Genomic DNA, 25177 nt, shown 5'->3' on the forward strand with positions numbered 1-25177 from the left:
GGGCCGGGGCCGGGGCAGGGGTGGCCGGGGCGGTGTGATGGTCGGACAGCCCGGGCCGTGATCCGGGCGGGCGCCGCCGTGGCGGTGGTGCTGGCCGTGGTCGCGGGCGACGTACGGGCCGGTGCGGCGACGCGGGTCGCGGACCTCGTCTGGGACGAGCTCGCCGACTGCGAGAGCGGCGGCGACTGGCACGCGGACACCGGCAACGGCTTCTACGGAGGTCTGCAGATCCGGCCGACCACCTGGGCGGAGGCGGGCGGGCTGCGCCTCGCCGACCGGCCCGACCACGGGAGCCGGCGGGAGCAGACCACCGTCGGGGAGGAGATCCTGCGGCAGCAGGGGTGGGAGGCGTGGCCGACCTGTGCGCGGGAGCTGGGGATGATCGGGCCTGGGCCGGGGGCGGGTCCGACATCGGGGCCGGGGTCGGGGTCGGGGTCGGGGTCGACATCGGAGCCGGAGCCGTAGTCGGAGTCCGGTGGCGGGGGAGCGGCTCGTGCCGGGGTGGGGGCTGCGGGAGGATGGTGGGGTGATCCAGGGTGAGCTGTTCGGGGAGCCGTCCGGCGAGCAGGCCGTCCGGGAGCGGTCCGAACCGGCTCCCGGCGCCGTGCTGCTGCCCGGCTGGCTGGACCGTGCCGCGCAGCAGCGGTTGGTCGCCGCCTGTCGGGAGTGGGCCCGCCCGCCGGCCGGGCTGCACAGCGTGCGGATGCCCACCGGCGGGCTCATGTCGGTGCGGATGGTGAGCCTCGGCTGGCACTGGTACCCCTACGGGTACGCGCGGACCGCCGAGGACGGCACCCCCGTCAAGCCGTTCCCGCCCCTGCTGGGGGACCTCGCCCGGCGGGCGGTGGCGGACGCGTACGGCGGAGCGGTCGGCGGGATCGCGGGCGCGGCGGACTACGAGCCCGACACCGCGATCGTCAACCACTACCCCCACGGCGCGAAGATGGGCCTCCACCAGGACCGCGACGAGCGCGCGGACGCGCCGGTGGTCTCGCTCTCGCTCGGCGACACCTGCGTCTTCCGGCTCGGCAACACGGAGACCCGGACCAGGCCGTGGACGGACCTGGAGCTGCGCAGCGGGGACCTGCTGGTGTTCGGCGGGCCGGCCCGGTTCGCGTACCACGGGGTGGTGCGGACGCTGCCGGGGACGGCGGATCCGGGCTCGGGGCTGGAGCTGGCCGGGCGGCTGAACATCACGGTGCGGCAGTCGGGGCTGGCGACGTAGCCCGGGCGGTTCGCTTACTCGTTCGAGTGAATCGGTGGGTGGGGGTCGGTGAGCGGGAATGCCCCGGGTCGCCGGACAATTCGAGTGAGCTGGAGAACCGAACACCATTACGAGAGGGAGCGCGCGCATGGGTACCCCCGTCGACGACCTCGTCGATCTGCTCGACCTGGAGCAGATCGAACTGAACATCTTCCGCGGGCGCAGCCCCGAGGAGGCCCTGCAGCGCACCTTCGGCGGTCAGGTCGCCGGGCAGGCACTGGTCGCGGCGGGGCGCACGATCGACGACGCGCGCCCCGTCCACTCGCTGCACGCGTACTTCCTGCGCCCCGGGGTGCCCGGCGTGCCGATCGTGTACCAGGTCGACCGGATCCGCGACGGCCGCTCGTTCAGCACCCGCCGGGTGCTCGCCATCCAGGGCGGCCGGTCGATCTTCTCGCTCACCGCCGACTTCCACAGACCGGAGGAGGGCAGCATCGAGCACCAGTACCCGATGCCGGAGGTCCCGGCCCCCGAAGGCCTGCCCAGCGCCCTGGACGAGGTCGGCTCCCGGCTCGGCGAGCTCCCCCCGTTCATCAGCCGTCGCCAGCCCTTCGACATCCGCTACGTCGAGCGGCTGCGCTGGAACAAGGAGGACCTGGTCGACGTCGAGGCGCGCAGCGGTGTGTGGCTGCGCACCAACGGCCCGCTGCCGGACGATCCGCTGATCCACGTCTGCGCCCTCACCTACGCCAGCGACATGACGCTGCTGGACGCCGTCCGAGCCCCCGTCGAGCCGCTCTGGGGCACCCGGCACTTCGACATGGCCTCGCTCGACCACGCGATGTGGTTCCACCGGCCGTTCCGGACCGACGACTGGCTGCTCTACCAGCAGGAGTCCCCGATCGCCCACGGCGCGCGCGGCCTGGCCCGCGGGCAGATCTACGACCGGAGCGGGCAGCTGGTGGTGTCGGTGGTGCAGGAGGGGCTGTTCCGGCCGTTGAAGGGCTGACCGCTGGTGGTGGTGGCGCTCGTCGTGGCGGTGGCGCTTGTCGTGGCGGTGGTGGTGACGGTCGTCGGAGGAGCGGGCTCCCGGCCGCCCTCTGTTGCCGCGGCATTGCAGTCTCCTTACGGGTCCGGCGGCTTGCCGTAAGCCGGGAATGATCCGCACCGGCGGGCGGTGTTGTGCAGGATGACCGATACGGACGGCCCGAACAGCGGGCCGTCCGCGGACCGGACCGGGAGGGTTGACCGATGACGGCGACGGCCGCGGAGGACTGGAAGCACTGGAGTGACGGGCGGGCGGCGTCGGTGAGCGCGCTGCACGGACAGCTCGCACTCACCGGCACGCACTGGCTGGAGCCCGAGCCGGCCGAGGTCCCGGGCCTGCCCGGCCTCTGGTGGGCCGACACCGAGGGCGTCCGGGTACGGGCCGCCGCCGGCGACGGCATCACCGTCGACGGCGCCGACGGGCCGATCGACGGCGAGGTACTGCTCCGCCCGGACACCGACCCGGCCGCCGGCACCGCCACCCTGGGCGACCTGCTGCTCGTCCCGATCGAGCGGGAGGGCGAGCTCGCCCTGCGGGTCTTCGACCCGGCCGCGCCGACCCGCACCGGCTTCGCGGGCATCGCCGCCTACCCGTACGCGCCCGAGTGGGCCGTCCCCGCCGTCTACACCCCGTTCGAGGAGGAGGGGCAGTCGGTGCTCGTCCCGAACGCGGACGGCAAGGACCGGCCGCTTGCGGTCACCGGGCGGATCGAGTTCACCGTCGCCGGCGAGCACCGCACCCTGACCGTCGGCCGCTCGGGCCGCAACCTCACCGGCGTCATCGCCGACGCCACCAGCGGCATCGACACCTACCGCTTCCGCTTCATCACCCTGCCGGCGCCGGACGACGAGGGCCGGACGGTCCTCGACCTCAACCGGGCCTACCTGCCGCCCTGCGCCTTCGCCGACCACTTCATCTGCCCGTTCCCGCCGCCGGGCAACCGGCTGGACTTCGCCGTGGAGGCGGGGGAGAAGCAGGTGCTCACCAGGTAGTGCGGGCGGGCGTACAGGGGCCCCGGTGTCGGCTGCGGCGGAGGCCGGGGCAACCATGGACTGTTGTGACCACCAACCAACCCCCTGATACCCCGACCGCCGCCGCCCCTGCCGCCGACGCCGTTCCTGCCGACGCCGTTCCTGCTGCCACGGCTGCTCCTGCCACCACCGCTGCTCCGGCGGTACCGGTGCAGGTGCCCTGGTACCGACGGGCCTTCGCCGACCTCAGCCCCCTGCGCGAGAACGCCGACTACCGCCGGGTCTGGTCCGGGCAGGCCGTGTCCTCCATAGGCCAGCAGATGACCGCGGTGGCCGTCTCCGTCCAGGTCTACGACCTGACCGGCTCCGCCTTCGCCACCGGCCTGGTGGGCCTGTTCTCGCTCGTCCCGCTGGTCGCCTTCGGCCTGTACGGCGGCGCGATCGCCGACACCGTCGACCGCCGCAAGCTGGGCCTGATCGGCTCGGCCGGCCTGGCCGTGGTCTCCGCCCTGCTCGCCGCCCAGGCCCTGGCGGGCTTCCATCTGGTGGCCTTCCTCTACGCCGCCGTCGCCCTCCAGGCCGGGTTCTTCGCGATCAGCTCGCCCGCCCGCTCGGCGATGATCCCCCGGCTCGTCCCCGCCCACCAGCTCCCGGCCGCGAACGCGCTGAACACCGTCAGCATGAACCTCGGCCTCACCGTCGGCCCGATGCTCGGCGGCGTCCTGATCGGCGCCTTCGGCGCCCAGGCCGCCTACCTCGTCGACACCGTCGCCTTCGCCGGCACCCTGTACGCCGTGTGGCGCCTGCCCGCCATGCGGCCGGAGGGCGAGCGCAAGGGCCGCGCCTCCGTCCTCGACGGCCTGCGCTTCCTGCGCGATCAGCCCAACCTGCGCACCAGCTTCCTCGCCGACCTCGCCGCGATGATCTTCGGCATGCCCCGGGCCCTCTTCCCGGCGATCGCCGTCACCTTCTACGCCGGCGACGCCCGCACCGTCGGCCTGCTCGTCTCCGCCCCGGCCGTCGGCGCCCTGATCGGCGCTCTCTTCTCCGGCTGGGTCGGGCGGGTCCACCGCCAGGGCGTCGCGATCCTCGCCGCCGTCTCCGCCTGGGGCCTCGCCATCGCCGCCTTCGGCGCCCTCCACAACCTCTGGCTCGGCCTCCTCCTGCTCGCCGTGGCCGGCTGCGCGGACACCGTCAGCATGATCTTCCGCAACACGATGATGCAGGTCGCCGCCCCCGACGAGATGCGCGGCCGCCTCCAGGGCATCTTCATCGTCGTCGTGGCCGGCGGCCCCCGCCTCGGCGACTTCGAATCCGGCGCCGTCTCCGCCCTCACCAACCCCGCCACCTCCGTCATCACCGGCGGCCTCGCCTGCGTCGCCTGCGTCCTCCTCCTCGCCGCCCGCCGCCCCGCCTTCCTCACCTACGACGCCCGCCGCCCCACCCCCTGACCCCCTCCCCGCCCCACCCCCGAAACCTGGCAGCGAGCACCCCCCGACGTGCTGTATTGTTTTCCACGTCGCCGGGACAACAACCGGAGACAAGGTCGAGAAGCCGACCGGCAAGGCCCCCCAGGCCCCACCGCAAGGCACCGAGACCACGGGACGTGGCGCAGCTTGGTAGCGCACTTGACTGGGGGTCAAGGGGTCGCAGGTTCAAATCCTGTCGTCCCGACATTGTGTCGGAAGGCCGTTGGCCGGGAGAGATCCCAGGTCAGCGGCCTTTTTGTTGATGGTCCGACAGGCGGTCCATGGCGCTGGAGTGGCCGGTCCGTGATCTTGCCAGGGACCAGCCGGGGACCAGGGAGCTGGCGGCCCCGCCGCGGCCTACCGCAGCCCTGGGATCGCGTGGCACAAGGGCCTCGCGGATTTTGCCGAATCAGCGCGCGTCGTTGGGTGCCCGACGGGCATGCCGTCGGCGCACGCCCCAGGCCACCAGCGCGGTGACCAGCGCCACTGCGAGTCCGCCGAGGAACTCCGGCACCGCGGCCACCAGCAGCTCCGGAACGCCACCCAGATGGCCGGCGCATCCCTCGCCGATCGCCTCGGCTGCCTCGTTGATCTCTGTCGACATCGCAGTACGCCTCCACCGCTCGGAACATCTCACGGCCGCCGTCGACCGCGCAGCCAGCGTGCTCGGCGTGGGCGGTGTCCCCAACCCGCGCTGGGACAGCCTGGGGCAGCCCGGGACCGCTCGGGGCAATCGCCCTCTGGCCGAGGGCCCAATCTGGGAGGATCGCGGGTGTCCCGGGCTCGTCCCAGGGACACGCATGAGGCGCCCCCGGGGCAGGAGTTCGAGGGAAACCAGCGATGAGCGCACCAGCGGGAGACGGCGCCGATGCCGCGTACGCACTCGGGGTCTTCCTCCGGACCCGGATGCAGGAAGCGGGCCTGAGCACGCGTGAGATCGCCCGTGCCTTCCAGCAGCGGGCCGAGCGGGAGAAAGCGCAAACTGCGGAGGGGGCGGGTGGGTCGGCCGCCCCAGTGCGTGGGATGAGCTTCTCCAAGTCGCACCTCGACCGCCTCTTCAAGGGGGGTGCCGCGCTGCCGTCCGTCGGGTTCCTCCGGGTCTTCCTGGAGATCACCAGCGCCACCGTCGGCCTGCCTCCGCAGCGCCACCAGGCGCTGTTCCGGGAGGCGACGGAGCTGTTGACCGAGGCCCGGCGGCTGCGAGCCCGCCCAGCTGCGCTACGGCAACCACAGTCGCCGCCGGAGCCGCCCACCACGGTGGCGGCCATTGCCACGCTGCAGGCGCAGCTCGACCTCGAACGGGCGCATCGCGCCGGGGACCGCCTCCGCCGGGAGCTGAGCGACGCCCAGGCGCTGATGGGCACGTTGCTGCAGATCATCGACGCGCTGCGGGACATCATCACCGAGCTCGATCTCGACCTGTTCTGCGCACCACGCACCGCCGGGAGGACAGTTCCGCGCTCGCTGGCCGAGCGGCAGCGCACCGAGGCGGTCGAGTACAAGGCGGCGGCGGAGACGGAGTTCGACCGGGTTGATCACCGGCGGCGGATGCTGGAGCTGCTGTGGGACCAGGCGCAGGGCAACTTGCGGCGGCTGGCCGCGCACACCGACGTCGGGTACCTGCGGCCGCTACCCGACCCCCCGCCGTTGCCGCCCCGGGGCGTCCTCTCACCCGCCCTCCACGCCGAGTCCGCGCTCGCGGACATTGCGACCGCCCTCGGCCGGGTCCAGGAGTACAACGATGCCGAGGAGGAGAAGGTCGACGGGCTGCGGCGCGTCCTGGCGGACGACTCGCCGCTGGCCCCCGACGACGAGCTGGCGATCCTGGTGGCCGCCACTCGCCTGAGTGACCCGCTCGCCCGCGGCGCCGCCCTGCGGACCATGCTGACTGGTTGGGCCCACCACCCGCGCACCCGCGACACTCTTCTGCGCCTCGTCCATGATGATCAGTCGGCCATTCGCCAGAACGCGGCCTGGGGCCTGGCGGCCGCGTGGGCCGGGAGCTCCGAGGCCCAAGGCGCCGTCGCGGCGCTGGCCGCCGACCCCGAGGACCACGTTCGGCAGACGGCGGCGCTGGGGCTGGTGCACGGCTGGGCGGGTGACTGTACCGCGCGCGACGCGCTGGCCCGGCTCGTCCATCACGAGGATCCGGAAGTCCGGCAGACGGTGATGCCGGCGCTGGTCCAGGGGTGGGCGAACGATCCGGTGGTCCGCGACTGCCTGATCACCCTGGCCCGTGACAGCGAGGCTTTTGTCCGGGCGGTTGCCGCGGAGCTCCTCGCCGAAGGCTGGCCCGACGACGGCGTCGCACTCGCCGCCCTCACCTCCCTCTGTGACGATCCCGCGGAATCCATTCGCTGGATTGCCATGCAGGGGTTCGCACGCCAGGGCTACACCTCGGCCACCTCTCCGGTGGCAACCAACGCCATCCTCCAGGCTGCCGAACTGCCACCTTCCTATAAGGCACTTGGGACCCTGCCGGTCGCCGCGGCGCTGCGCCAGGGAATCGGCTTCCACGAGGGGATCACCGTGCTGGTGGGTGCCAACGGCAGCGGGAAGACCGTCCTGCTGAATGCCCTGGCCTTGTTGATGCGCTCGATGCGCTCCGTTCTCCCGGTCGATCAGTCGACGGCGAGCCGGGACCTGGCCAAGCACCTCCGGATCACCTGGAACGGCCGACGGACTCCGTACAGTTGCGACCACCTCTCCGCCGACGCCGTCCCGGTTCTCGACAGCCGGGCCTCCGGGATGGAGAACTGGCAGGCGTACCTGCGCTCCCTGCTCGAGTCGGACGGTGCGCCGAACAGGATTGTCCTAATCGACGAGCCCCTCGGATTCCTGCATCCCATGTCGGAACCCAACGTCTTTGACGTACTCTCGGAACTTGCCGACCGAGGCTTCCAGTTGATCGTCACCTCGGTGCGAACCACCTGGACGGCCCTCCCCGCGGCCCGCGTCATCAGAATTGACCAAAGTGCCCACCGCACCGCCTCCTTCGATCCAACGAAGCTCCCTGACGGCCCGACGCTGTTGATCTAGGCCGATTCTTACTGATCATCGGATCGTTGATCCGGCTGTGCCGTTGATCGACGTGAAGTGGGCCCAGTCGCGCGCTTCGTGGGACGGGTGGCTCGGGGAGGCCCCGGATAAGCCCACGTACGACTTCACACGAGGTCGTCGGCCTGCCAGCCCGGGGGGACCTTGGGCAGTCCGATCAGGGCGTCGATGTTCAGGTGCTCGGCGAGCAGGGCTTTGAGGTTGCGGCCGTCGATGAGGCGGAGGCGGCCGTTTCGGCGGGCGAAGTCGTAGCTGTCCTTGCCGAACCACGAGGTGGTGACGACGATGCCGTAGCCGGCGTCCTTGTCCTGCATGACGCCGGACATGGCGCGGACGGTGTTCACCGGGACCACGTTCTTGGAGCGTTTGGCCTGGATGGCGAAGATGGTGGATCCGGTCGGGTCGGTCAATGTGGCGACGGCGTCCACGCCGTCGTCGCGGGAGCCCTGGGTGCGCCAGGTCTCGTAGCCCATGGCTTCGAAGAGTTCGCGCACCAGGCGTTCGAAGTCGTAGGGGTTCATCTGGAGCAGGTCGGGCCGGCTGTCCAGGGTGGCGACCACGGCGGTGTCGGTGGTGATGCGGTAGCGGGATAGGTCGGCCTCGACGATGGGCGTGACCGGTTCCAGGTCGTGGGGGTGCTTGGAGACGGTGGCACCGAGCCGGTGGAGGCACTGCTGTGGGTCGAGTCGGGGTTCGTCCAGGATCAGTTCGGCGAAGTCCTTGCGCTCGGCGACGACGCTGACGACGCATGCTCGGACGGCCTGGCCGGTTGCCGGATCGGTGGCGTTGACGCGGCCGTTGAGGATGACGCTCTCCACGAACGCGGCCGGTGTGGCGGAGAACGCCTCGTCCAGAGCGCGCAGGGCCAGGCGGGCCACCAGCCTGGCGTAGGCCTCGTGGACTTCGGCCTGCTTGGCGGGCTGGGGGACGACCTCGGCCCGCTGCGCGACGAAGCGGTAGGAGGCCACCGCAGGGACGATCTCGTGGTTCGGCAGCTCGACGTCGACCAGGAGCTGCTGGGCCTCGGGGACGTAGACAGCCAGGGCCGCGGTCCGGCAGCCCAGGGGGACAGGAGAGCGCTGCAGCAGATCTTCGATCCGCTCCGCGACGCCCTGAGGACCGTCGTGGGTGAAGGCCTCTTCGATGTGAGGGTGCCACGCCTCCAGGCCCTCAGGGCGCAGCAGCAGGACTGATTCCAGTTCCTCACGGCGCCGGTTGCACTCGGCGGTGCTCTCCTCGGCCTGGGCTTTGAGTCGGGCCGTCTCGGCTTGCCGGGCTTGCCGTTGGGCTTCCTTCTCGGCCTGGGCGTCCGCGCGTTTCTTCGCCTCCTCCTCCCGGCGGCGAGCCGTCTGGCGCTTGGCCAACTCGGCTTCCACGCGGGCGGCTTCCTTGGCGCGGGCGGCCTCCTCACGTTGGAGGTGCTTCTCGCCGGCGGCCAGGAGACGGGCGTGTTCGACGGCTGGGTCCACCTTCCGCTTCCTGGGCCGGGGTTGAGTAGCCGGGGCGGCAGCGCGGCCGGTCGCCTGTTGAGCCCCGCCCTGTGCCTGCGCGGCTCGCGCCTGCTGCTTCAAGCGGTACGCCTCGGCAAGGATTTCCGCCACGGTCTTCCGGCGTGCCACCCAATCCACCCCCTGGTCGACGGCAGCGCGGACCCGCAAAGGGGTCCGCGCTGCCTGCGCGGTATGCCAGCAGCCCTACCCGGCTGTGGCCACCGAGAATCCGTGGCGCGGAGCGGAGTAGAGGGTGGGCAACCGGTGCAGGGCCACACCGTGCGGAATTGGAGAATGGCTGCCGTCGTGAGCCTCGACCGGGCGATTGCACAGCACCTAGTTGGTGACCAGTCGGAGTGCTGGACGGATGGGGGCGCTCAGCTCGCCTCCACCGTCGACCGGAGTGATGGGTACAAGGCCGAAGACATAGTCGTTCAGCTCTTCATGGAAGATGTTCATCTGTGCGGCCACATCACTGGGCGACATGTTGAGTGGTGGCTTGCGTAGGGCGCTGAAAACCTTTGCCAGTAGTTGGCTGCTTTCGCGGGCCAACAAGGAGCCGGGTTCGGCTGTGCGGTACCCCATGCTTGCCAACTGCTTCATGGCCTGGTTGTAGCGCCACTCCGAGAGCAGGTCGAGCTTGCGTAGACGGTAGGTCAGTGCCATCGCGGACACGCCCCAGCGGCGTTTTGCGCTGAGGATGCGCTCTACTGAGGCGTTGCCGAGCTTCTGGGTGGTAATTCCGGCTGCGGGCATCAGGAAGGCGGAGGCGAAGTCGTTCGCCTCGCCCTCGGAGTCCCGGCCGTGAGGAATGCGGTGCTCACAGTGCAGGACAAGGTGGCCGAGTTCGTGGGCCGCGTCGAAGCGACCACGCTCGCCTGTCTTGCGGGTGTTGAGGAAGACGAACGGAGTGCCGGATTTGATGGTGGAGAAGGCGTCCGCGTCCAGGCAGTCCGGGGCCAGCGAGAACACTCGTACGCCGTTGGCTTCCATCAGGTGCACCAGGTTCGGCACTGGCGCCTCACCTAGCCCCCAGAAGGCCCTGAGCTGTTCGGCGGCTTCCTCTGCGTTCAAGTGCGGGTAGGTCGGCAGATTGGGCTTCGGAAGCCTGAAACGTTCCTCCAGCCAGGTGTTCAGCGTGGTTGCCACGGTGCCTGAACTCAGGGTGCTGTCGCGTTCTAGGGCGCTCATCTTCGACGGCGCCCTGAAACTCACCATGTCAGGCAGCATCTCTCCGGGGGCGGGCGCCTCGAAGAACGACACTGGATATCGCAGAGCCGTGGCGAGTGAGGAAAGTGACTCCTCCGAGGGCTGTTTGCGGTTGTTCTCGAACGCCGTGATGCTCTGCGACGAGACTCCCGACTCTCGCGTCAGGGCTGCCAGCGTCATCCGCCGGCGCTTGCGCGCGAGAACCAGCCGTTCAGGGGTGAACACTTTCCTCAACTCCCACGTTGTACCAGGTGATGCTCTGTCAGTCCCCCAGCAGCTCTACGATGACTTCGGTGTTGCCGTTGTCGTCCTCGGGGGCGTCAAGCAGGTTGACGTCCACGCCGATCTCTCCGAGGTCGGGCAGGTCCAGCGGGATCCGCTCCAGCCACTCGTCGACGAACTTGCCGCTCATCTTGATCGGCAGGGACAGTTCGGCCAGGAGCCGACCCTTCTCCCACTTGTAGAGCAGGCACCAGGTCGGAATCTCGTCGAGCTCCCGGCCGTACAGAACCGCGTCGCGCGACATGAGTGCGAACTGCCCGTTGCGCTCCACGATCCGGGCCATCTTCGGCCCCTTCGGGTTCCTGGAGCGCACCTTCTTCTTCGGGTCGCCGACTCCGCCGGCTGCGCTGACTGCAGTGACCGCGTGGCTGCGGGACGGGTGGATCGTGCGCAGGATGCTGTCCCGCGTCGTGTAGTCCCACCCTTCCTTTGCCTTCCTCTCGCCGATGAAGCGGTTTGTGCGGCTCCAGAAGGTGGTGCCCCGCATCGCTGGTGCGTCGTAGTCGGTGCAGCGGCGAACCTCGTCGCCGGCTGCATCGAGGGACTCGTGGAACAGGTCGATCGTGAAATCGAGCTGGGCGAGACGCTCCTCGCGCCAGTCGCCGCTGAGGTTCGGCAAGGACCCCTCCAGACAACCGTAGGTTTCATAAACCATACCTCAAATGAGGGCCGGTTTTTGAAACCCGGATCATCTTCGCACACCAGTTCGCATCTGTCACGCCGGTCCGACTGGCCATTGAAGGGCACGGGCGCGGATTGACCTGGGGATCTCTTCGGCGTGTCGGCCGCCCCGTGCCTGCTGGTCGCCTGTTCGGCTCTGGGGTACCGCCCTTCGCGAGTGACCGGCCGGGCCGGGGCGCTGGCGGGGTCGCGCTGGGGCTTCCCCGTGCTTCTGAATTGATGACCGCGGCGCGTGGGCGCCGCAGTAAGCCGTCCCGAATGGCCGCCGATGAGGCCGCTCACTGGACGAGGCGTAGATGACGCGTCGGGAGCTCTGCTGATGCTGGACTGGCGAAGGCTGAGACCTGCGTGTTGCCTCGGTCTACTGACAGATGCTTGCTGAGCGTCCGGCCAGCCTTCTCGATGGAGCTCTTGTCCGGGTGGAGGTATCGCTGGGTCGTGGTGATGTGCCCGTGCCCGGCGATCTTCTGGAGGACGTGGATGGGGACGCCGGCGTCGGCGAGCCAGGTGAGGCCGGTGTGCCGGAGGTCGTGTCGGCGCAGGTATTCGTAGCCGAGGCCGACGACGACTTCGTCCCAGTGGGTGGCGTCTCGCAGGATCGCGGTGGTGATGCGTCCGCCGCGAGGTCCGGTGAAGAGACGGGCCATGGGGTCGTTGCCGACCACGGTTATGCGCCAGCTCACGAGGTCGCGGATCTCTTCGATGATGGGGACGGTGCGCCGCCGCTTGCCCTTGGTGCCCTTGTCGATGAGGCCGCCGGGGCCGGTGGTGGTCTGGCGGCACAGATCCCAGGTCCAGTCGAAGCGGTTGATGTCCTTGACACGGACGCCCGAGACCTCGCCGATGCGAGCGGCGGTGCAGGCGGCGAAGCGGACGATGTCGCCCCAGCCGCGGTAGTGGTTGTGGGAGCGCTCGACCAGGGCGTTGGCGAGTGCGTCGAGGGCGTCCCAGTCGGCGAGGGCGAGGGATCGGGGGTCGTCGAGTTCGTCCTCGGCTTTCTTGTAGAGGCGCTGCCAGCCGCTCATGCGTGAGGGGTTGAAGTTGATGAGGCCGTCGCGGACGGCTTGTTCCATGATGCGCACGAGCGGGGCGAGGCTGTTCTTGACGGAGGAGATGCTGAGTCCGTCGGCGATCCAGGAGTGCAGGGCTCGGTCGGTGATGCCGTTGGTGATGCTGGTGACGGGTATGTGGCCGAGGACCGGGGTGACGCGTAGCTTCCAGCCGGCGGTGTAGGGGTCGAGGGTGGTGGTCTCGAGGCCGCGCATCGCCAGGTCCCAGTTCTCGTCGCCGTAGTCGGCGAGGGTCATGGTGAGGGTTTTGGGCGTGATACCGCGTGCTGCGGCCCGTTGCATGCGGGTGATCCAGGCTTCGGCTTCCTCCTCCGTGGGGACGGAGGAGGAAGCCGACTTGCGGCCGCCGCCGTTGGGGTCGGTCCAGCGCACGCGGGCGCGGTAGCGGAACTGTGGGCGTCGGTCGGGTCGGTGCTCGATGTCGGTGGTGAGGTCGACACCCATGGGGATGAGCTGGGTGTGGTCGGGCATTCAGGCTGCCTCGGATGGGTCGGTGCGCTTCTCGGCGAGCCACAGCTGGGTGTCGGGGATGCTGTACAGGTAGAGGCGGGGTGCGATCTGGACGAAGGGCGGGCCCTGCGGGGGAGTGGCGGTGCGCCAGCGCCGCAGGGTCGAGGGGTCGACGTTCAGCAGCGTGGCGAGTTCCTCGGTCGAGTACCAGCCGCCGTGCAGGAGGTCGAACTCCGCTGCCGGATCGGCCTCGTACGCGGGGGCTACGGCGACGGCCGGGGTCGGAACCGAAAACCGGCTGGCGGTGGAAACGTGGGGTCGGACGTGCATGGTCTCCCTCTGATGGGTGGTGGAGCCGCTTTGGCTCGGCCGGGCACGCCCACAGTCACCTGTCCGTCTGGACGGGCGGAACAGGGTTTGGCGTGCTGAACGGGGCAGACCGTATGCACGTGTCGTTCTTCGAAACGCGTCGAGACCTGTCGGGCACAGTGGGTGGAAGGCGACCTGACGTCTTCGACCGCTGAGGAGGGCCAGCCGCTCCCGGGAGTCTGCGCAGGTCACCCGAGTACGAGGAGGCGCTTCTCGGTGCCGGCCGCGATGCGTGCCGCGAATGGCGTCCTTGCCCGGTGGGTCGCGGCCGGAGCGCTGGGCAAGGGCCCGGAGTACCCTGAAAGTGACGGTAGACGCAGGACGGCAGCTACGGTCTGTGACGAACGTAAGGAGTCCAGGGCTGTCGACCGCCTACGTCGCGCCGACGCTAACTCAAGAGCTGCGGACTTTTAATCCGTAGGTTCAGGGTTCGAGCCCCTGGTGGCCCACCGACGAAAGAGCCAGATCAGACCGCAACTGACCTGGCTCTTTCTGTGTTTGACGATCCCTCGCGATCTGGGCAGGTGCCTCGCTGCGCCTTCATTTCGTCCCCTTTGCCCCCGAGCGGGGACGGAGCGGGGATAGAGCCCCCGAAACGCCCTCGCCGGGCCCCTTTCCACCCACGGCCATGGCGGTCCAGCGGCCTCCAAGTTCAGGGCGAACCCTCACTCTTCGTGTGCGCCCCGGGACTGGCGGCCAGACGTACCACCGTCTTTCGCTTCGGCAACGTCAGGCCGGAACCACAAGCAGGTCCTGTACCAGGGCCTGCAGCCCGGCCGACAGGGAGGCCTTCACCACCACCAGGTCCCCGGGGCGCAGTAGGCCGACCAGGAGTTTGGCGGCGGCCTGGCGGTCCGGCACCAGGTGGGTGGTGCTGCCGGCCTCGCGGGCGCCGGCGGCCGTCCGTGCGGCGTCGTCGCCGCCGACCGCGACTACCACGTCCGTGCCAAGGCTGGCGGCCAGGACGCCGACCGTGCGGTGTTCGGCAGCTGAGCTGATGCCGAGCTCGTGCATCTCGCCGATCACCGCGACGGTGCGGCGTCCAGCGCGCATTGCCGCCAGCGCCCGCAGCGCGGCCGCCATCGAGTCCGGGTTGGCGTTGTAGGCATCGTCGATGACGGTGACGCCGTCAGGCCGGTTGTGGAGCTGCATTCGGGAGCCGGTGGAGGCGACCGCGGAACAGAGGGCGTCGGCGATTTCGGCCGCGCTCAGGCCCGCGTGGTGGGTGACTGCGGCGACCGCGAGCGCGTTGGAGACGTGGTGCTCGCCGAGCAGGCCCAGCTGAACCCGGGCCTGCCCGGTCGGGGTGGTCAGCAAGAACCTGGCCCGGCCGTCCCCGTTTATGGTGACGTCGGTGGCGCGGATCTGCGCGGCCTTGGAACGGCCGAAGAACAGCACCGGGGCCGTGGTGCGGGAGGCCATCGGTGCTACCAGCGGGTCGTCGGCGTTCAGCACCGCCAACCCGTCCGGACACAGCGAGGCGGGCAGCTCGCCCTTGGCCTTCGCGGTGTCCTCTTTGCTGCCGAACTCCCCGACGTGGGCGGCGCCGACATTGAGGACCACGGCGACGTGTAGCGCCACCATGTCGGTCAGGTGCGTCAGGTGTCCGATCCCCCGAGCGCCCATCTCCAGCACCAGGAACCTTGCGTCCGGAGGGCAGGCGGCCACGGTGAGCGGGACGCCGATCTCGTTGTTCTGGGAGCCGACCGTCGCATGGGTGACCCCGGCACGGGACAGGACCTGCGTGAGCAGGTCCTTCGTGCTGGTCTTCCCCGAGGATCCGGTCACCCCGATCCGCGTCAGGCCCGGCATTCGCTCGGCCTGCCACCGGGTGATCTTGGCGAGGGCTGCCATGATGTCCGGCACCAGTACCGCGGGCGTGCCGCACGGCCGGGATCCGATGATCCCGGCCGCACCGGCTGCCAGCGCGGCAGTCGCGAAGTCGTGGCCGTCGACGTGCTCGCCTCTGAACGCCACGAAGAGGGAGCCTGGAGTTGCCCGGCGGGAGTCGACCACCAGGGGACCGGTGACGACCGCTGCCGGGTCCGATACCTGGTCGAGCCGACCGTCAACCACCTCGGCGATCTCGCTCACGGTCATCGGCTGCATGTGCTCACTCCGTCCGTCAGCGGGCCGTGCGCCGACCGTACCGCTCGGTGGCGAACTTCACTGGCTGCCGTGGTCCAGAGTCGGAGTTGATCAGCCGGTTGGTGGTGGTGTGCATCGCCTTCACCGCGGGTGGCACGATGCGGGAGACAGTCGACGGGCACCGGCAGGCCCCCGGAGCCGAGATCCACGCCACCGGGTACCCGGGCACCACAAGACGTCCTCGAGTATCGGATCACCCCAACCGTCACCTTCCTCGAGTACGAACCTGGCGAGCGATCGGCGACACCCACCACGCGCGGCGCTGACCCAGCCACGCGCGCCGGCCCGGAACGGATTCGCCTGGGCGTGGTCGTCGGCCTGGGTCCCGACTGGTTCCGTGTCGTACTCGGTATGGCCGTCGTGGGCAGATGCAAGCTGTCGGCCATGACAAAACGAGGTCCCCGGCGGCCGTCGAAGCCGATCCCGGAGGCTTCGACGTGTGGCTGACCGGCAGGCGGGCAGGCGCCGGGTATGACAGTGGCTTCGATCATCGACAGTGGGCTGGATCGTACGGTTGTGCTCGGCTACGGCAGGACCGGCCTGTGGGTGCGGCGGCGCCTGGCCATTTGGCCGGCGGATCCGCCGCGGCTGGACGGCAGGGTGGTACTGGTGACCGGAGCCGCGTCCGGGATCGGGCTGGCCGCCGCGGCGGGCTTCGCCCGGCTCGGCGCCTCGGTACGGGTTCTGGCCCGTGACCGCGCCCGCGCGGCGGAGGCTGCCCGGCTGGTCCGCCAACGGTGCGCACCTCTTCCCGCCCACGTCATCCCGGTGGCGTGCGACGTGGCCGATCTGGCCGCGCTGCGCACCTTCGTTCGCACGTTCGTAGCCGATGAACCGCGTCTGGACGTCCTGGTCAACAACGCCGGCGTCATGCCGGACGACCGGCAGACGAGCCCGGACGGTGTCGAACTGTGCTTCGCCACCCACGTCCTCGCCCCGTGGGTCCTCACCGAGGGGCTGGCCTCGCTGCTGCAACGCTGCGCGCCGAGCCGCATCGTCAATGTCACCTCCGGCGGCCAGTACGGCCAGCGAATCCCCGCCGGTGATGTGGAGTCACAGCGCACGCGGTACGGGCCGAAGAAGGTCTACGCGCGAACCAAGCGCGAGGAACTCGTCATCACCGAGGAATGGGCCCGGCGGCTCGCGGGCACCGGAGTGCACGTCCACGCGATGCACCCTGGTTGGGCGGACACCAAAGGCGTCCGCCAGTGGATGCCGCTGTTCCGTGCCATGACCCGCCCGATCATCCGAACCCCGGATGAGGGCGCCGACACCGTCGTCTGGCTCGGCTCGGCCCCCGAAGCCGTCCACTCCACCGGTCTGTTCTGGCACGACCGACGCCCCCGTCCTACCACCTACGCGCTCGGGGCCGGTCCGGAGAGCCATGCCTCACGGCAGGAGCTGTGGGACCACCTTGCTGCCCTGGCAGCACAGCGGTGACCCACGCCTCCGACCGCGCACCGCCGCCGCGCCACCGGAGGGGCCCTGGCCACAAACCGCGCCCAAGTCGACCGCCCGCAGGACGGCATACCCTGTCGGACCAGCCCATCGGGCCGGCGCGGAGGTGGCAGTCGGCTCTATCGATTGGGCTGCTGCGTCGGCTGGTCAGTCGGTATGGGGCTGATGCGGTTGGTCGGCGACATCCCGCTCATCGCCGGGACCATCGGTGCCGTCCTCGTCCTGCCGGACGCGCTCGATGTGTTCGGTGTTCTTCTCGTCGACCTCATCCTTGAGGTGTGACAGGTCCTGGGACTTCCGGTGGGCTTGCTCACGGTCGAACTCGGTCATCGGACTCGTCTTCCTGTGAGGGCGGCGGCATCGCTCCAGGAGCGGACCGGTCGGCGGCCTTGGCGGATTCTCCTCGTGTGCGAACAGAGCCCACAAGGGGCTGACCGGCGGTGCCCGCCGACCTCGCCGAGGACTCCGAACAGCGATCCGAGTGCTTTGTGGAGGTCTTCTCCATCACGATCTCCCTGTGCACGTCGCCGCCCCGCCTGGACGGTCGCTCTGAGCCTGTCCGAAAAGGGCACGGCCATCCGCTCGTTCGGGCCAGGATGCCTGTCGGTTCAGATGGCGAGGAGGTCGGTGAGGTCGTCGGCGTGCTCCTCCTCCTCTTCGAGGATGGATTCGATGAGGCGCCGGGTGGTGGGGTCCTGGTCGCCTAGCCAGCGGGCGATCTCCTGGTAGGTGGAGATCACGATCCGCTCGGCCAGCAGGTTGTGCTCCAGCATCGCCTTAAGGTCCTTCTCGTCAGGCGTGGTGTAGTCGGTGTGGGCGCGTTGGGCGAGGGTGGCGGGGTCGAAGTCCGGTTCGCCGCCGAGTTGGGCGATCCGTTCGGCGGCCCGCAGGGCGTGTTGCATTTCTGCGGCGGCGTGTTCGGTGAACTCCGCCGCGACTTGTGCGCGGTCGATGCCGGTGGCGGAGATGGCGTGCCGGGTGTAGCGCAGCCAACACACGACCTCGGTGGCGACCACGTCGTTCAGGACCGCGATCACCTTCGCCGCGTCGAGGCCGTAGGTGCTAGTCACCGCTCCCTGTGCCATCTTCTGCCGGGCTTCGTCCCGGATCCGGCTCACGTCGATGACGAAGTCGTCGCCTGCCACGGTGTGCTCCCAGAGGTTGGAGAAGGATGGTCCTGGCAGGCGTTCCCGGTGGCGCTCGGGGTGATTCCGGTCGGTGTCCGGTGCCACCGGTTCGCAGTAGGACGGTGTGGTGGTGCGGCAGGGAGCTCAGCCGGCGTCGGGCAGGCGGGCTTGGAGGTTGCCGTCCTGGTCCCTCCGGGTGTCGAACCGGGGCTGCGGTGCGGTGGCCGGGCCGCCCACGTTCCAGCCGTCCGTCAGGCGGAAGACGCTGCCGTGCCAGGGGCAGGTCACGCAGCCGTCGGCGACCTTGCCCTGCGAGAGCGGGCCGGAGAAGTGGCTGCACCGGTCGGCCAGGACGTAGAACACGTCTTCGGCTTGCCGCACGACGAGAACCGGTACCTCGCCGATCATCCGGCGCGCCGCGGCTCCGGCGGTGAAGTCCTCGGTGTGTCCGAGGGTGTGCCAGCCGGGTTCCACCAGGTGGGCGACGGGCTCGGCCTTGTTGGCGCCGGCGGCCTGCCGGTAGGCGAGGTGACCGCCGATCGCGGCCCCGGTGCCGACCGCGGCCAGTCCGACGAAGCCGAGTGCGCGCCCCAGCATGTTGCGGCGGCGTGAGCGGGCGACCCACGACGCGCCGTACAGGCCCGTTGCGGCGGCCATCGACGCGGCGTGCACCAGGCCGGTGCGCATCTGTTGCTCGTGCTGCTCGGCCCAGTCGGCCCAGCCCGTCCAGGCCGCCGGGGCGGCGGTGACGACACCGACCGCGACCAGGAGGCGGGCGGCGCGCTCCGAGCCCGGTACGACGTCGAGGACGGCCGCCGACAGCCACGCGCCGACCGGCACCTGGACAAGGGCCGGGTGTAGCGGGTGTCCGAGGGCGCGGCCGTGCATCACGTCGCGCAGTCGCCCCAGCGGCAGGCCCTGGACGGCGCGCTTGAGCGATTCGGTGATCGTGTCGAGTTCCTCGGCGCCGCCGACGGCGTCGAGCACCTTCAACGCCCGGATGCCGATGCCGTCGCTGCCGTCCGGCCGGCCTGCGGCGGTGATACGTGCGAGGAGGGTTCCCATGGCAGCTACGCTGCCTGCCGCTTCGTAGCGGCGCGGCCCGGGCTGGGCCGAACGGCGGACCCCAGTACCGTCAGGTGCGCCGGCCCGGGCCGGGCTCTGTGGTCAGGGCGTCGAGGTCGCGCAGGAAGTCGCCGAATCCGCCGCGGGCGCGCGGATCGCGCCGCGCGGAGGTGGTCACGGGGTTGCGGGTGGTGCGTTTGACGCGGTAGCCGCCGGCTTCCAGGGCGGCGACCAGCGTCCTGTCCTCGCCGACGGGCAGCGGCGCGAAGCCGCCCGCCGCACGGTAGGCGTCGGCCCGCACGGCCAGGTTCGCGCCGTGGACGTGCCGGTGCCCAACGCCGGGCGGATTGTGCCGGTAGTGCCGCAGGAAGGCCGCGGCGGCGCCTTTAGGGTGACCGGTCCAGTCCACGATGCGAACGGTTCCCGCGACGGCGTGCCAGCCGCATGCCGCGTAGGCCAGCTGGTGGGCGAGCCAGTGGGCCGGGACGCGGGAGTCCGCGTCGGTGTGGGCCAGCCAGACGCCGTCCGGGCCGAGGCCGGGCCGGGCGGCGAGGGTGGCGTCCAGGGCGCGGCGGCTGCCGGCGGCGCGTGCCGCCCCGACGTTGCCCGCGGCCATTTCCAGCAGCTCGGCGCCGTGGCGGCGGGCAACGGCGGCGGTGGCGTCCCGGCAGGCGTCGGCGACCACGACGACCCGGCTCGGCAGATCCCGCACGCCCGGATGCCGGACGGCCCGGTGCAGCGCGGCCAGGCAGCCGGGGAGCAGTTCCTCCTCGTCGCGGGCCGGCACGACCACGGCCAGGGCGCGGATCACGCCAGTGCCTCGGCCGCGGCGACCGACAGGCGCGCCGCCGCGGTGCCGGGCCGCTCGGGGCGGGTGAACACGTCCAGGAGGAAGTCCGGCTCGCTGTGCGTGGCGATCCGCACCAGGGACGGATGGCCGCCGGCCTGCTGGTGGACGGCGTCGGCGCTGCGGGCATGGGCGGCCACCGGGCGGCGCCAGTGGACGAGTTCCAGGGTCCCTCCCGGCTCCAGCGACCGCACCGCCCTGTCCAGCAGGCCGGCGCCATCGGCGGCGGTGAAGTAGTACAGCAGCTCCGACAGGACGATGAGGTCGAAACCCTCCTCGGGCCAGTCCTCGGGCAGCAGGCGGTGTTCGACCCGCACGTGGGGCAGGTGGGCGAGGCGGGCGCGGGCCTGGGCGAGGGCGCGGTCCTCCCGGTCGCAGGAGAGCAGGGCCCGGCAGCGGCCGGCGAGCAGGGCGGAGAGCACGCCGACCGAGCAGCCCGGCTCGAAGGCGCTGCGGTAGGCGGGCCTGGGCAGGGCGGCGACGGTGAGGGCGTACTTGCGCTGCTCGTACCAGCGGTCGGCGAGCTGCCACGGATCGTCGCGCTCGGCGTACATGCGGGTGAAGTAGTCACCCGGCGTGCCCGCCGCCCCGCCCGCGGCGTCAGGGGGTGGAGGCGCGGTCACCGCAAGACCACCTCGAAGCCGCGGCGGAAGTGGGCGAGTTCGGCGGGCGGCAGGATCGCCGCGTCCCCGGGCCCGGCGCCGAGCGGCTCGGTCTGGCTGCGGAAGCACTCCAGCGCCGCCTGCTTGCGGGCCCGGGCGGCGGGGGACAGGCGGATGCGGGCCGCCCGGTGCCAGGGCAGCCGCCCGTCCCCGGGCACGGCCCAGTGCCAGGCCCACACCGGGTACTCCCACACCGCGACGCCCCGGGCGGTGCCCGCTGCCCGGGCGGCGCGGCCCGCCGCCTCGTGGTCGGGGTGCAGGTCCTCGCTGAACGGCGCCACACACAGATCGCAGTCCCGCAGCAGGGCGGCCAGCCGGGCGCTCAGCTGCCGCTCGTGCCGCGGGACCTGGCCGTCCGGGACACCGAGTGCCACGCCCTGCACGTCGGCGCCCAGCCGGCGCAGCGCCTGGCGCAGTTCCCGGGTGCGGACGGCTGCCAGGTCGCCGGCCACCGGGCTGCGGCTGTGCGGATGGGATGCCTCGCCGTCGGTGACGGACACCAGCCGCACCCGCACACCGGCCGCCACCAGGGAGGCGATCGCGCCGCCGAAGCCCAGGACCTCGTCGTCGGGATGCGCCGCCACCACCAAGACCCGCGGCGGGCGTCCCCGCACGGTCGGCAGACAGGCGAGCGGATCGATGACGGGAAGCGCCCGAAGCCCGGGCCAGGCCTCCCACTCCTGTTCGCGGGTACCGGCCGCCTGGATCGGGTCGGCCGCCACCGTCCCCGGGCCGCAGGCAGCGGGAGGCCCGGCCGGGCGGCCCCTCACGTGTCCTCCCAGTCCGTGCGGGCGGCGCAGACCGCCTTGCCGAGGGCGGCGAGGTCACGCTCCGCGTGATGCTGGCGCAGATAGACGGTCAGGTCGGCGACGGCGCGCGCGTGGACGGCGTCGTGGCCCAGCGGCGCGGCGCCCAGCGCCCGGCCGACCCGGGCCAGGACATCACCAGAGGCGTCCTCGACCGCGGCACGCACCCGCATCGCGCGAAGACGCGCCGTGCCGTCCTTGTCGAGCGGGTCGGCGTCGACGCCGGCGGCGGCACCGTCCAGCAGCGCCCCGACCGCGGCCAGACGGGCGTCGACCGCCCCGAGGTGCGCCAGCGCGTGCGGGCCCAGGTCCCACCTGCGTGCGGCGGACAGCAGCGTACGGGCGACCGCGCGGGCACCACCGTGCCAGCACGCCGCGACACCGATCCCCCCGTGGTGGAACCCGGGACGCTCCAGGTAGGCACCCGGCTCGCCGACCGACACCGCCCACACGCCGTCGAGCTCGACGTCCAGGGTGTCGCTGCCCGCCATCCCCGGCCCGGGCCAGCTGCCCGGCAGCGGTTCCACGCCCGGCTGCGCGACCTCGACGGCGAACAGGCGCCGCAGCTCACCTTCGCGCGCGGTGACGAGCGCGTGCGTACACACCCGCGCCCCCGAGCAGAACGGCTTCACCCCGAACAGCCGCCAGCCGCCCGCCACCCGCCGCGCCTCCAGCGCGTACCCGGGCGGCTCCGCCGCCCACACCCCCCACCGCACCCCGTCCCCGCCCGCCGGCACACCGTCCCAGCCCTGCGCGTCGAGTTCGGCGAGAATCGCCACGGCATCCGCGTGCCCCTCGGCGAGCCGGGCCAGCGACAGATCCCACTGCGCCCACCGGGTCAACGCCTCCCACCGGGCCCGGGTCAGGCCACCGCCGGGCAGCGGCAGATCCAGCTCCCCGCAGGCCGCCATCCGCGTGAACGCCTCAGCGACGCAGCGGCGGTGAGCCTCCGCATCCGCGCCGCGGTCCGACAGCTCGCCCCTATCGCCCAGCGCGCCGACCTGACCGGTACCGCCGCTCATCCGCCGTCCGCCCGGAGGGGATGACGCTGGCGGGGCAACCGCACAGGCCACGGCGGCAGGGTCGACGGTCGAAAGGACAAGCCAACGGCCACGGTGCGCTCCTTGCATCGAACCGGGCGCGCACACAGCAGGCACCCGGCACCGCTTCCGACTCTGCACCGCCCGCCCCAAGCCCGCACTCCCAACGCCACAGAGGCGGCACCGGGTGCGGTCATGGAATCGGAAGCCCGAAGCCGGTGCCGGGCCCGCGTCCGTTCCAGGCCGGGCGGTCCGCCTACGCCGCCCCGAGCCGGATCGACGCGGCAGCTGGCACGTGGCCGGTAGAGCCCTCTCGCTCGCCTGCCAGCCTGCCAGCCTGGCGGCCCCCAGGGCGCCCAACCACCCCCCGTGCCTGGGAACTTCACGGCGGCTTCGATCCGATGCCGCTGTCGGAGGTGGCCACGCGAGGCTCTGATTGCCCGCACCGGAGCCGCCCGGCGGGCGGTCGACGGCCGGCGGACATAGGTTGCCGCCATGACGGCAGACGAGTCGACGATCCCCACGGTGGGGGCGCGTGGGTTGGGCGAGGTGCTCGAAGTGACCAGGGCCGCCAACCGGCACCCCTCGCCGTGTAGCGATTTCGAGCACGCTGTACTGGCGTCCTACCAGTGGGCCACCGGTGCCCAGCTCGAAGCCCCTGTGACCGCTTCCACGTCAGGTCCCTGCCGTGATCAGCTCTTCGCCGAACGCCGCAGCGCCGCCGTGAAATTGCGTGCGGCCCTGAACGATGGCGCCGACGTCGGCTATGCCCTTGGCGCCTACCAGGCCCTGGCCTGGCTCTGTGGCTACCACGACGACGCTCCCTGAAGGCCCTGCGGCCACCCGCACCCTCGCACTCGTCGGGAGAGCGATCGGTACGGCGGGGTCGGCAACGAACACCTCCTACGCGCCCACGAAACCGGTGGCACCCGTGCGCTGCGTCCCACGCACGGCAGACCGGCTTCACCAAACGCGGACGCGGCCTGCGGATCCGCGGGAAGGGACAGTTGCGTGAGTCAATTCGATGCGTTCAGCGCACTGCTGGACTACCCGGTCTACGTCGTCACCGCCGCGGTCGGCGAGGAGCGCGCGGGCTGCCTAGTCGGCTTCGCCGGCCAGAACTCGCTACAACCGCCGCGATTCACCGTGTGGATCTCCAAGGCGAACCGCACCTACGCCGTCGCGTCACGCTCACAGGTGCTGGTGGTCCACCTGCTCCCGGCACGCCGCCACGACCTCGCCGAGCTCTTCGGCGGTCGCACCGGCGATCAGGTCGACAAGTTCGCCGCCACCGAGTGGGAGCCCGGTCCAGGGGGAGTTCCGGTCCTGACCGGCGCGATGGCCTGGTTCGCCGGCCACGTTCTTGCCCAGGCCGACTGGGGCGACCACGTGGGCTTCCTCCTGGCCCCGTTCGCCATCACGACCGAGTCGCACACCAGCAGCGGGCCGTTGACCCTTCACGACGTGAAGGACATCGACGCCGGACACACCGCGTAGCTGGGCCAGGCGGCCGGGTGAGGCTCGACAGCGAGCGTCGGTGGCATTCGAACAGCACCGACGGCGCGGCCAGGAGCGGAGACACCGCGACACCGCAGAGGGCGTACGGCTCCGAAGCGAGATGCGCCGACAACCGCGCGGCTCGGCGCCCAGATCCCGTTCGGATTCCTCATCAGCGTTGGCCCCTCGCTCCGAAAATCCGCCGCGGAGGCGGCGGCCTGCCGCTGCCTGCCCCGCCAAACGACCTTCCGCAACCATCGGGCTCCCGGCCGGGCAACGGCCCCATCAGCTCGATCTGGTTCCTGCCAGAACAGTAACGACACGGAACGCTGTGTCACCGAAGCGGCTTCGAGCGGTAAGCTCACGCCATGGAGGACAAGCACCTGTTCGAGTCGGTGTGCGACGTTCTTGCCCGCCATGGGTTCGACGTAGCACCGCCGCAAGCGGCCGGACTCTTCGTCCGACTGCGACCGGGGAGGGGCCTCCTGCTGGGCTGGCGGCCGGGACCCGAGACCGCGCACAGCGGCCGCGACGCGGCGGACGAAGCCGGCGACGAGTTCCAGCGCCTGCGAGGCGCACTGACCCTGGCCCTGTCCGAGATCCTGACCACATCCGGGTACATCGTGACCGGTCAAGGCGTCGACCTCCTGGTCGGCTGCCCCCGCGCGTCGGCACGTATCCCCTCGCCCGCCACCGGCGACCCGGTGACCACCCGGATTTTGTAGCGCGGCAGGACCGGCCCGGATCCGAACGGCTCACAGCCCTCAACTCGCCCTAGCGAGCGCCCACCCTCCAGGTTTCGGAGCAGATGCGGGGGCCGGAGACACCCGATGGCGGCTGGCTCCGGCCCCGCGCATGCGGGTCAGCGCGGCAGGTTGCCGTAGTAGCCGCCGAGGGTGTTGCGGTAGCCGGCGTCGTTCCGGTGAACATCGGGATCGTACTCGGGGGCGTCCTTGATCTGGTTCTTGGTGCGGCCCACATGGATCGTCTCGTTGTCGTGGTCCACACGGGTGATGGTGCCAGCGGGCAGCATCACGTGCTTGCCGATCAGCCACGGCCTGCAGTTGACGACGATGTAGGCGGCGCCGACCTCGTCGGTGGCGTCGTCGACCTTGCCGACGGTTCCGTCGGTGGCCTCGACCTTGTAGCCGTTCAAGTCAGTGCCGGGCGTGTACTGCGAGGAGGCGTTGTAGCCCCAGATGTCTGTCATGAGAGCTGTCCTTTCCT

Annotated in this window: 25 protein-coding genes and 1 tRNA gene; 11 read left to right on the forward strand and 15 right to left on the reverse strand. The window is 71.2% G+C overall.

Annotated elements, in window-relative coordinates; translation table 11 throughout:
* The first annotated feature begins 57 nt into the window (after positions 1-57).
* The 6 genes from ACFY2K_RS30285 (at position 58) to ACFY2K_RS30310 (ending at position 4897) form a co-directional block, all read left to right on the forward strand.
* Positions 58-465 carry a transglycosylase family protein gene (locus tag ACFY2K_RS30285; protein WP_387715652.1) on the forward strand — a complete coding sequence of 136 codons (408 nt, stop codon included), beginning with the start codon at positions 58-60 and terminating at the stop codon, positions 463-465.
* Positions 466-529: 64 nt separating this feature from the next.
* Positions 530-1225, forward strand: coding sequence for an alpha-ketoglutarate-dependent dioxygenase AlkB (locus ACFY2K_RS30290; protein WP_375887354.1), 696 nt, complete (start codon positions 530-532; stop codon positions 1223-1225).
* Positions 1226-1352: 127 nt separating this feature from the next.
* Entirely contained in the window at positions 1353-2213 is an 861-nt protein-coding gene (locus ACFY2K_RS30295; protein WP_375887124.1) for an acyl-CoA thioesterase, read from the forward strand.
* Positions 2214-2455: 242 nt separating this feature from the next.
* Positions 2456-3244, forward strand: coding sequence for a DUF1684 domain-containing protein (locus tag ACFY2K_RS30300; protein WP_375887126.1), 789 nt, complete (start codon positions 2456-2458; stop codon positions 3242-3244).
* 65 nt (positions 3245-3309) lie between these two features.
* A complete protein-coding gene (locus tag ACFY2K_RS30305) occupies positions 3310-4674 on the forward strand; it encodes an MFS transporter (RefSeq protein ID WP_380639445.1) in 1365 nt (454 codons plus the stop codon).
* A 149-nt stretch (positions 4675-4823) separates the two neighbouring features.
* Positions 4824-4897, forward strand: a tRNA-Pro gene (locus tag ACFY2K_RS30310).
* A gap of 204 nt (positions 4898-5101) precedes the next feature.
* On the opposite strand, the gene ACFY2K_RS30315 is transcribed toward ACFY2K_RS30310, so the two are convergent.
* Positions 5102-5296, reverse strand: coding sequence for a hypothetical protein (locus ACFY2K_RS30315; RefSeq protein WP_387715657.1), 195 nt, complete (start codon positions 5294-5296; stop codon positions 5102-5104).
* A gap of 236 nt (positions 5297-5532) precedes the next feature.
* Here ACFY2K_RS30315 and ACFY2K_RS30320 point away from each other — a divergent pair, with 236 nt between their 5' ends.
* Positions 5533-7731 carry a HEAT repeat domain-containing protein gene (locus ACFY2K_RS30320; RefSeq protein WP_387715660.1) on the forward strand — a complete coding sequence of 733 codons (2199 nt, stop codon included), beginning with the start codon at positions 5533-5535 and terminating at the stop codon, positions 7729-7731.
* Positions 7732-7856: 125 nt separating this feature from the next.
* Here the strand turns inward: ACFY2K_RS30320 and ACFY2K_RS30325 are convergent, their stop codons facing one another.
* The 6 genes from ACFY2K_RS30325 to murF form a co-directional block, all read right to left on the reverse strand.
* Entirely contained in the window at positions 7857-9218 is a 1362-nt protein-coding gene (locus tag ACFY2K_RS30325; RefSeq protein ID WP_387715663.1) for a restriction endonuclease, read from the reverse strand.
* A 357-nt stretch (positions 9219-9575) separates the two neighbouring features.
* A complete protein-coding gene (locus tag ACFY2K_RS30330) occupies positions 9576-10673 on the reverse strand; it encodes a helix-turn-helix domain-containing protein (RefSeq protein WP_387715666.1) in 1098 nt (365 codons plus the stop codon).
* Between the two features lie 37 nt (positions 10674-10710).
* On the reverse strand, positions 10711-11349 hold the full coding sequence (locus ACFY2K_RS30335) for a hypothetical protein (protein ID WP_387715669.1): 639 nt from the start codon (positions 11347-11349) through the stop codon (positions 10711-10713).
* Positions 11350-11689: 340 nt separating this feature from the next.
* Complete coding sequence (locus ACFY2K_RS30340) at positions 11690-12952, reverse strand: tyrosine-type recombinase/integrase (RefSeq protein ID WP_387715672.1); 1263 nt, start codon at positions 12950-12952, stop codon at positions 11690-11692.
* Complete coding sequence (locus ACFY2K_RS30345; protein ID WP_387715674.1) at positions 12953-13261, reverse strand: helix-turn-helix domain-containing protein; 309 nt, start codon at positions 13259-13261, stop codon at positions 12953-12955. It lies immediately after the preceding gene.
* A 768-nt stretch (positions 13262-14029) separates the two neighbouring features.
* Positions 14030-15409 carry a UDP-N-acetylmuramoyl-tripeptide--D-alanyl-D-alanine ligase gene (gene murF / locus ACFY2K_RS30350; RefSeq protein WP_387715677.1) on the reverse strand — a complete coding sequence of 460 codons (1380 nt, stop codon included), beginning with the start codon at positions 15407-15409 and terminating at the stop codon, positions 14030-14032.
* 516 nt (positions 15410-15925) lie between these two features.
* Here murF and ACFY2K_RS30355 point away from each other — a divergent pair.
* On the forward strand, positions 15926-16888 hold the full coding sequence (locus ACFY2K_RS30355; protein WP_387715680.1) for an SDR family NAD(P)-dependent oxidoreductase: 963 nt from the start codon (positions 15926-15928) through the stop codon (positions 16886-16888).
* Between the two features lie 165 nt (positions 16889-17053).
* Here the strand turns inward: ACFY2K_RS30355 and ACFY2K_RS30360 are convergent, their stop codons facing one another.
* From ACFY2K_RS30360 to ACFY2K_RS30390, 7 genes are all read right to left on the reverse strand, one after another.
* Positions 17054-17236: a hypothetical protein gene (locus tag ACFY2K_RS30360; RefSeq protein ID WP_387715683.1), complete on the reverse strand. Its 183-nt coding sequence runs from the start codon at positions 17234-17236 to the stop codon at positions 17054-17056.
* Positions 17237-17514: 278 nt separating this feature from the next.
* Positions 17515-17991 (reverse strand): ferritin-like domain-containing protein, encoded by a 477-nt coding sequence (locus ACFY2K_RS30365; RefSeq protein ID WP_387715821.1) that lies wholly within the window; start codon positions 17989-17991, stop codon positions 17515-17517.
* 186 nt (positions 17992-18177) lie between these two features.
* A complete protein-coding gene (locus tag ACFY2K_RS30370) occupies positions 18178-19098 on the reverse strand; it encodes a Rieske 2Fe-2S domain-containing protein (RefSeq protein WP_387715686.1) in 921 nt (306 codons plus the stop codon).
* Positions 19099-19168: 70 nt separating this feature from the next.
* Positions 19169-19909, reverse strand: a complete 741-nt coding sequence (locus tag ACFY2K_RS30375; protein ID WP_387715689.1) for a glycosyltransferase — start codon at positions 19907-19909, stop codon at positions 19169-19171.
* Positions 19906-20499, reverse strand: coding sequence for an SAM-dependent methyltransferase (locus ACFY2K_RS30380; RefSeq protein ID WP_387715824.1), 594 nt, complete (start codon positions 20497-20499; stop codon positions 19906-19908). The genes ACFY2K_RS30375 and ACFY2K_RS30380 overlap by 4 nt, the downstream gene beginning before the upstream one ends.
* A 65-nt stretch (positions 20500-20564) precedes the next feature.
* Positions 20565-21191, reverse strand: a complete 627-nt coding sequence (locus ACFY2K_RS30385) for a PIG-L deacetylase family protein (RefSeq protein WP_387715692.1) — start codon at positions 21189-21191, stop codon at positions 20565-20567.
* 182 nt (positions 21192-21373) lie between these two features.
* Complete coding sequence (locus tag ACFY2K_RS30390) at positions 21374-22435, reverse strand: acyl-CoA dehydrogenase (RefSeq protein WP_387715695.1); 1062 nt, start codon at positions 22433-22435, stop codon at positions 21374-21376.
* Between the two features lie 513 nt (positions 22436-22948).
* Here ACFY2K_RS30390 and ACFY2K_RS30395 point away from each other — a divergent pair.
* The 3 genes from ACFY2K_RS30395 (at position 22949) to ACFY2K_RS30405 (ending at position 24675) form a co-directional block, all read left to right on the forward strand.
* Positions 22949-23281: a hypothetical protein gene (locus ACFY2K_RS30395; RefSeq protein ID WP_387715698.1), complete on the forward strand. Its 333-nt coding sequence runs from the start codon at positions 22949-22951 to the stop codon at positions 23279-23281.
* Between the two features lie 183 nt (positions 23282-23464).
* The gene (locus ACFY2K_RS30400) at positions 23465-23950 is read left to right on the forward strand and encodes a flavin reductase family protein (RefSeq protein ID WP_387715700.1); all 486 of its coding nucleotides are present in this window, start codon (positions 23465-23467) and stop codon (positions 23948-23950) included.
* A 368-nt stretch (positions 23951-24318) separates the two neighbouring features.
* Positions 24319-24675: a hypothetical protein gene (locus tag ACFY2K_RS30405; RefSeq protein ID WP_387715703.1), complete on the forward strand. Its 357-nt coding sequence runs from the start codon at positions 24319-24321 to the stop codon at positions 24673-24675.
* A gap of 137 nt (positions 24676-24812) precedes the next feature.
* On the opposite strand, the gene ACFY2K_RS30410 is transcribed toward ACFY2K_RS30405, so the two are convergent.
* Complete coding sequence (locus ACFY2K_RS30410) at positions 24813-25160, reverse strand: PRC-barrel domain containing protein (protein ID WP_387715706.1); 348 nt, start codon at positions 25158-25160, stop codon at positions 24813-24815.
* Positions 25161-25177: the final 17 nt, after the last annotated feature.

It is taken from the genome of Kitasatospora sp. NPDC001309 (assembly GCF_042896295.1).
Taxonomy (GTDB): domain Bacteria; phylum Actinomycetota; class Actinomycetes; order Streptomycetales; family Streptomycetaceae; genus Kitasatospora.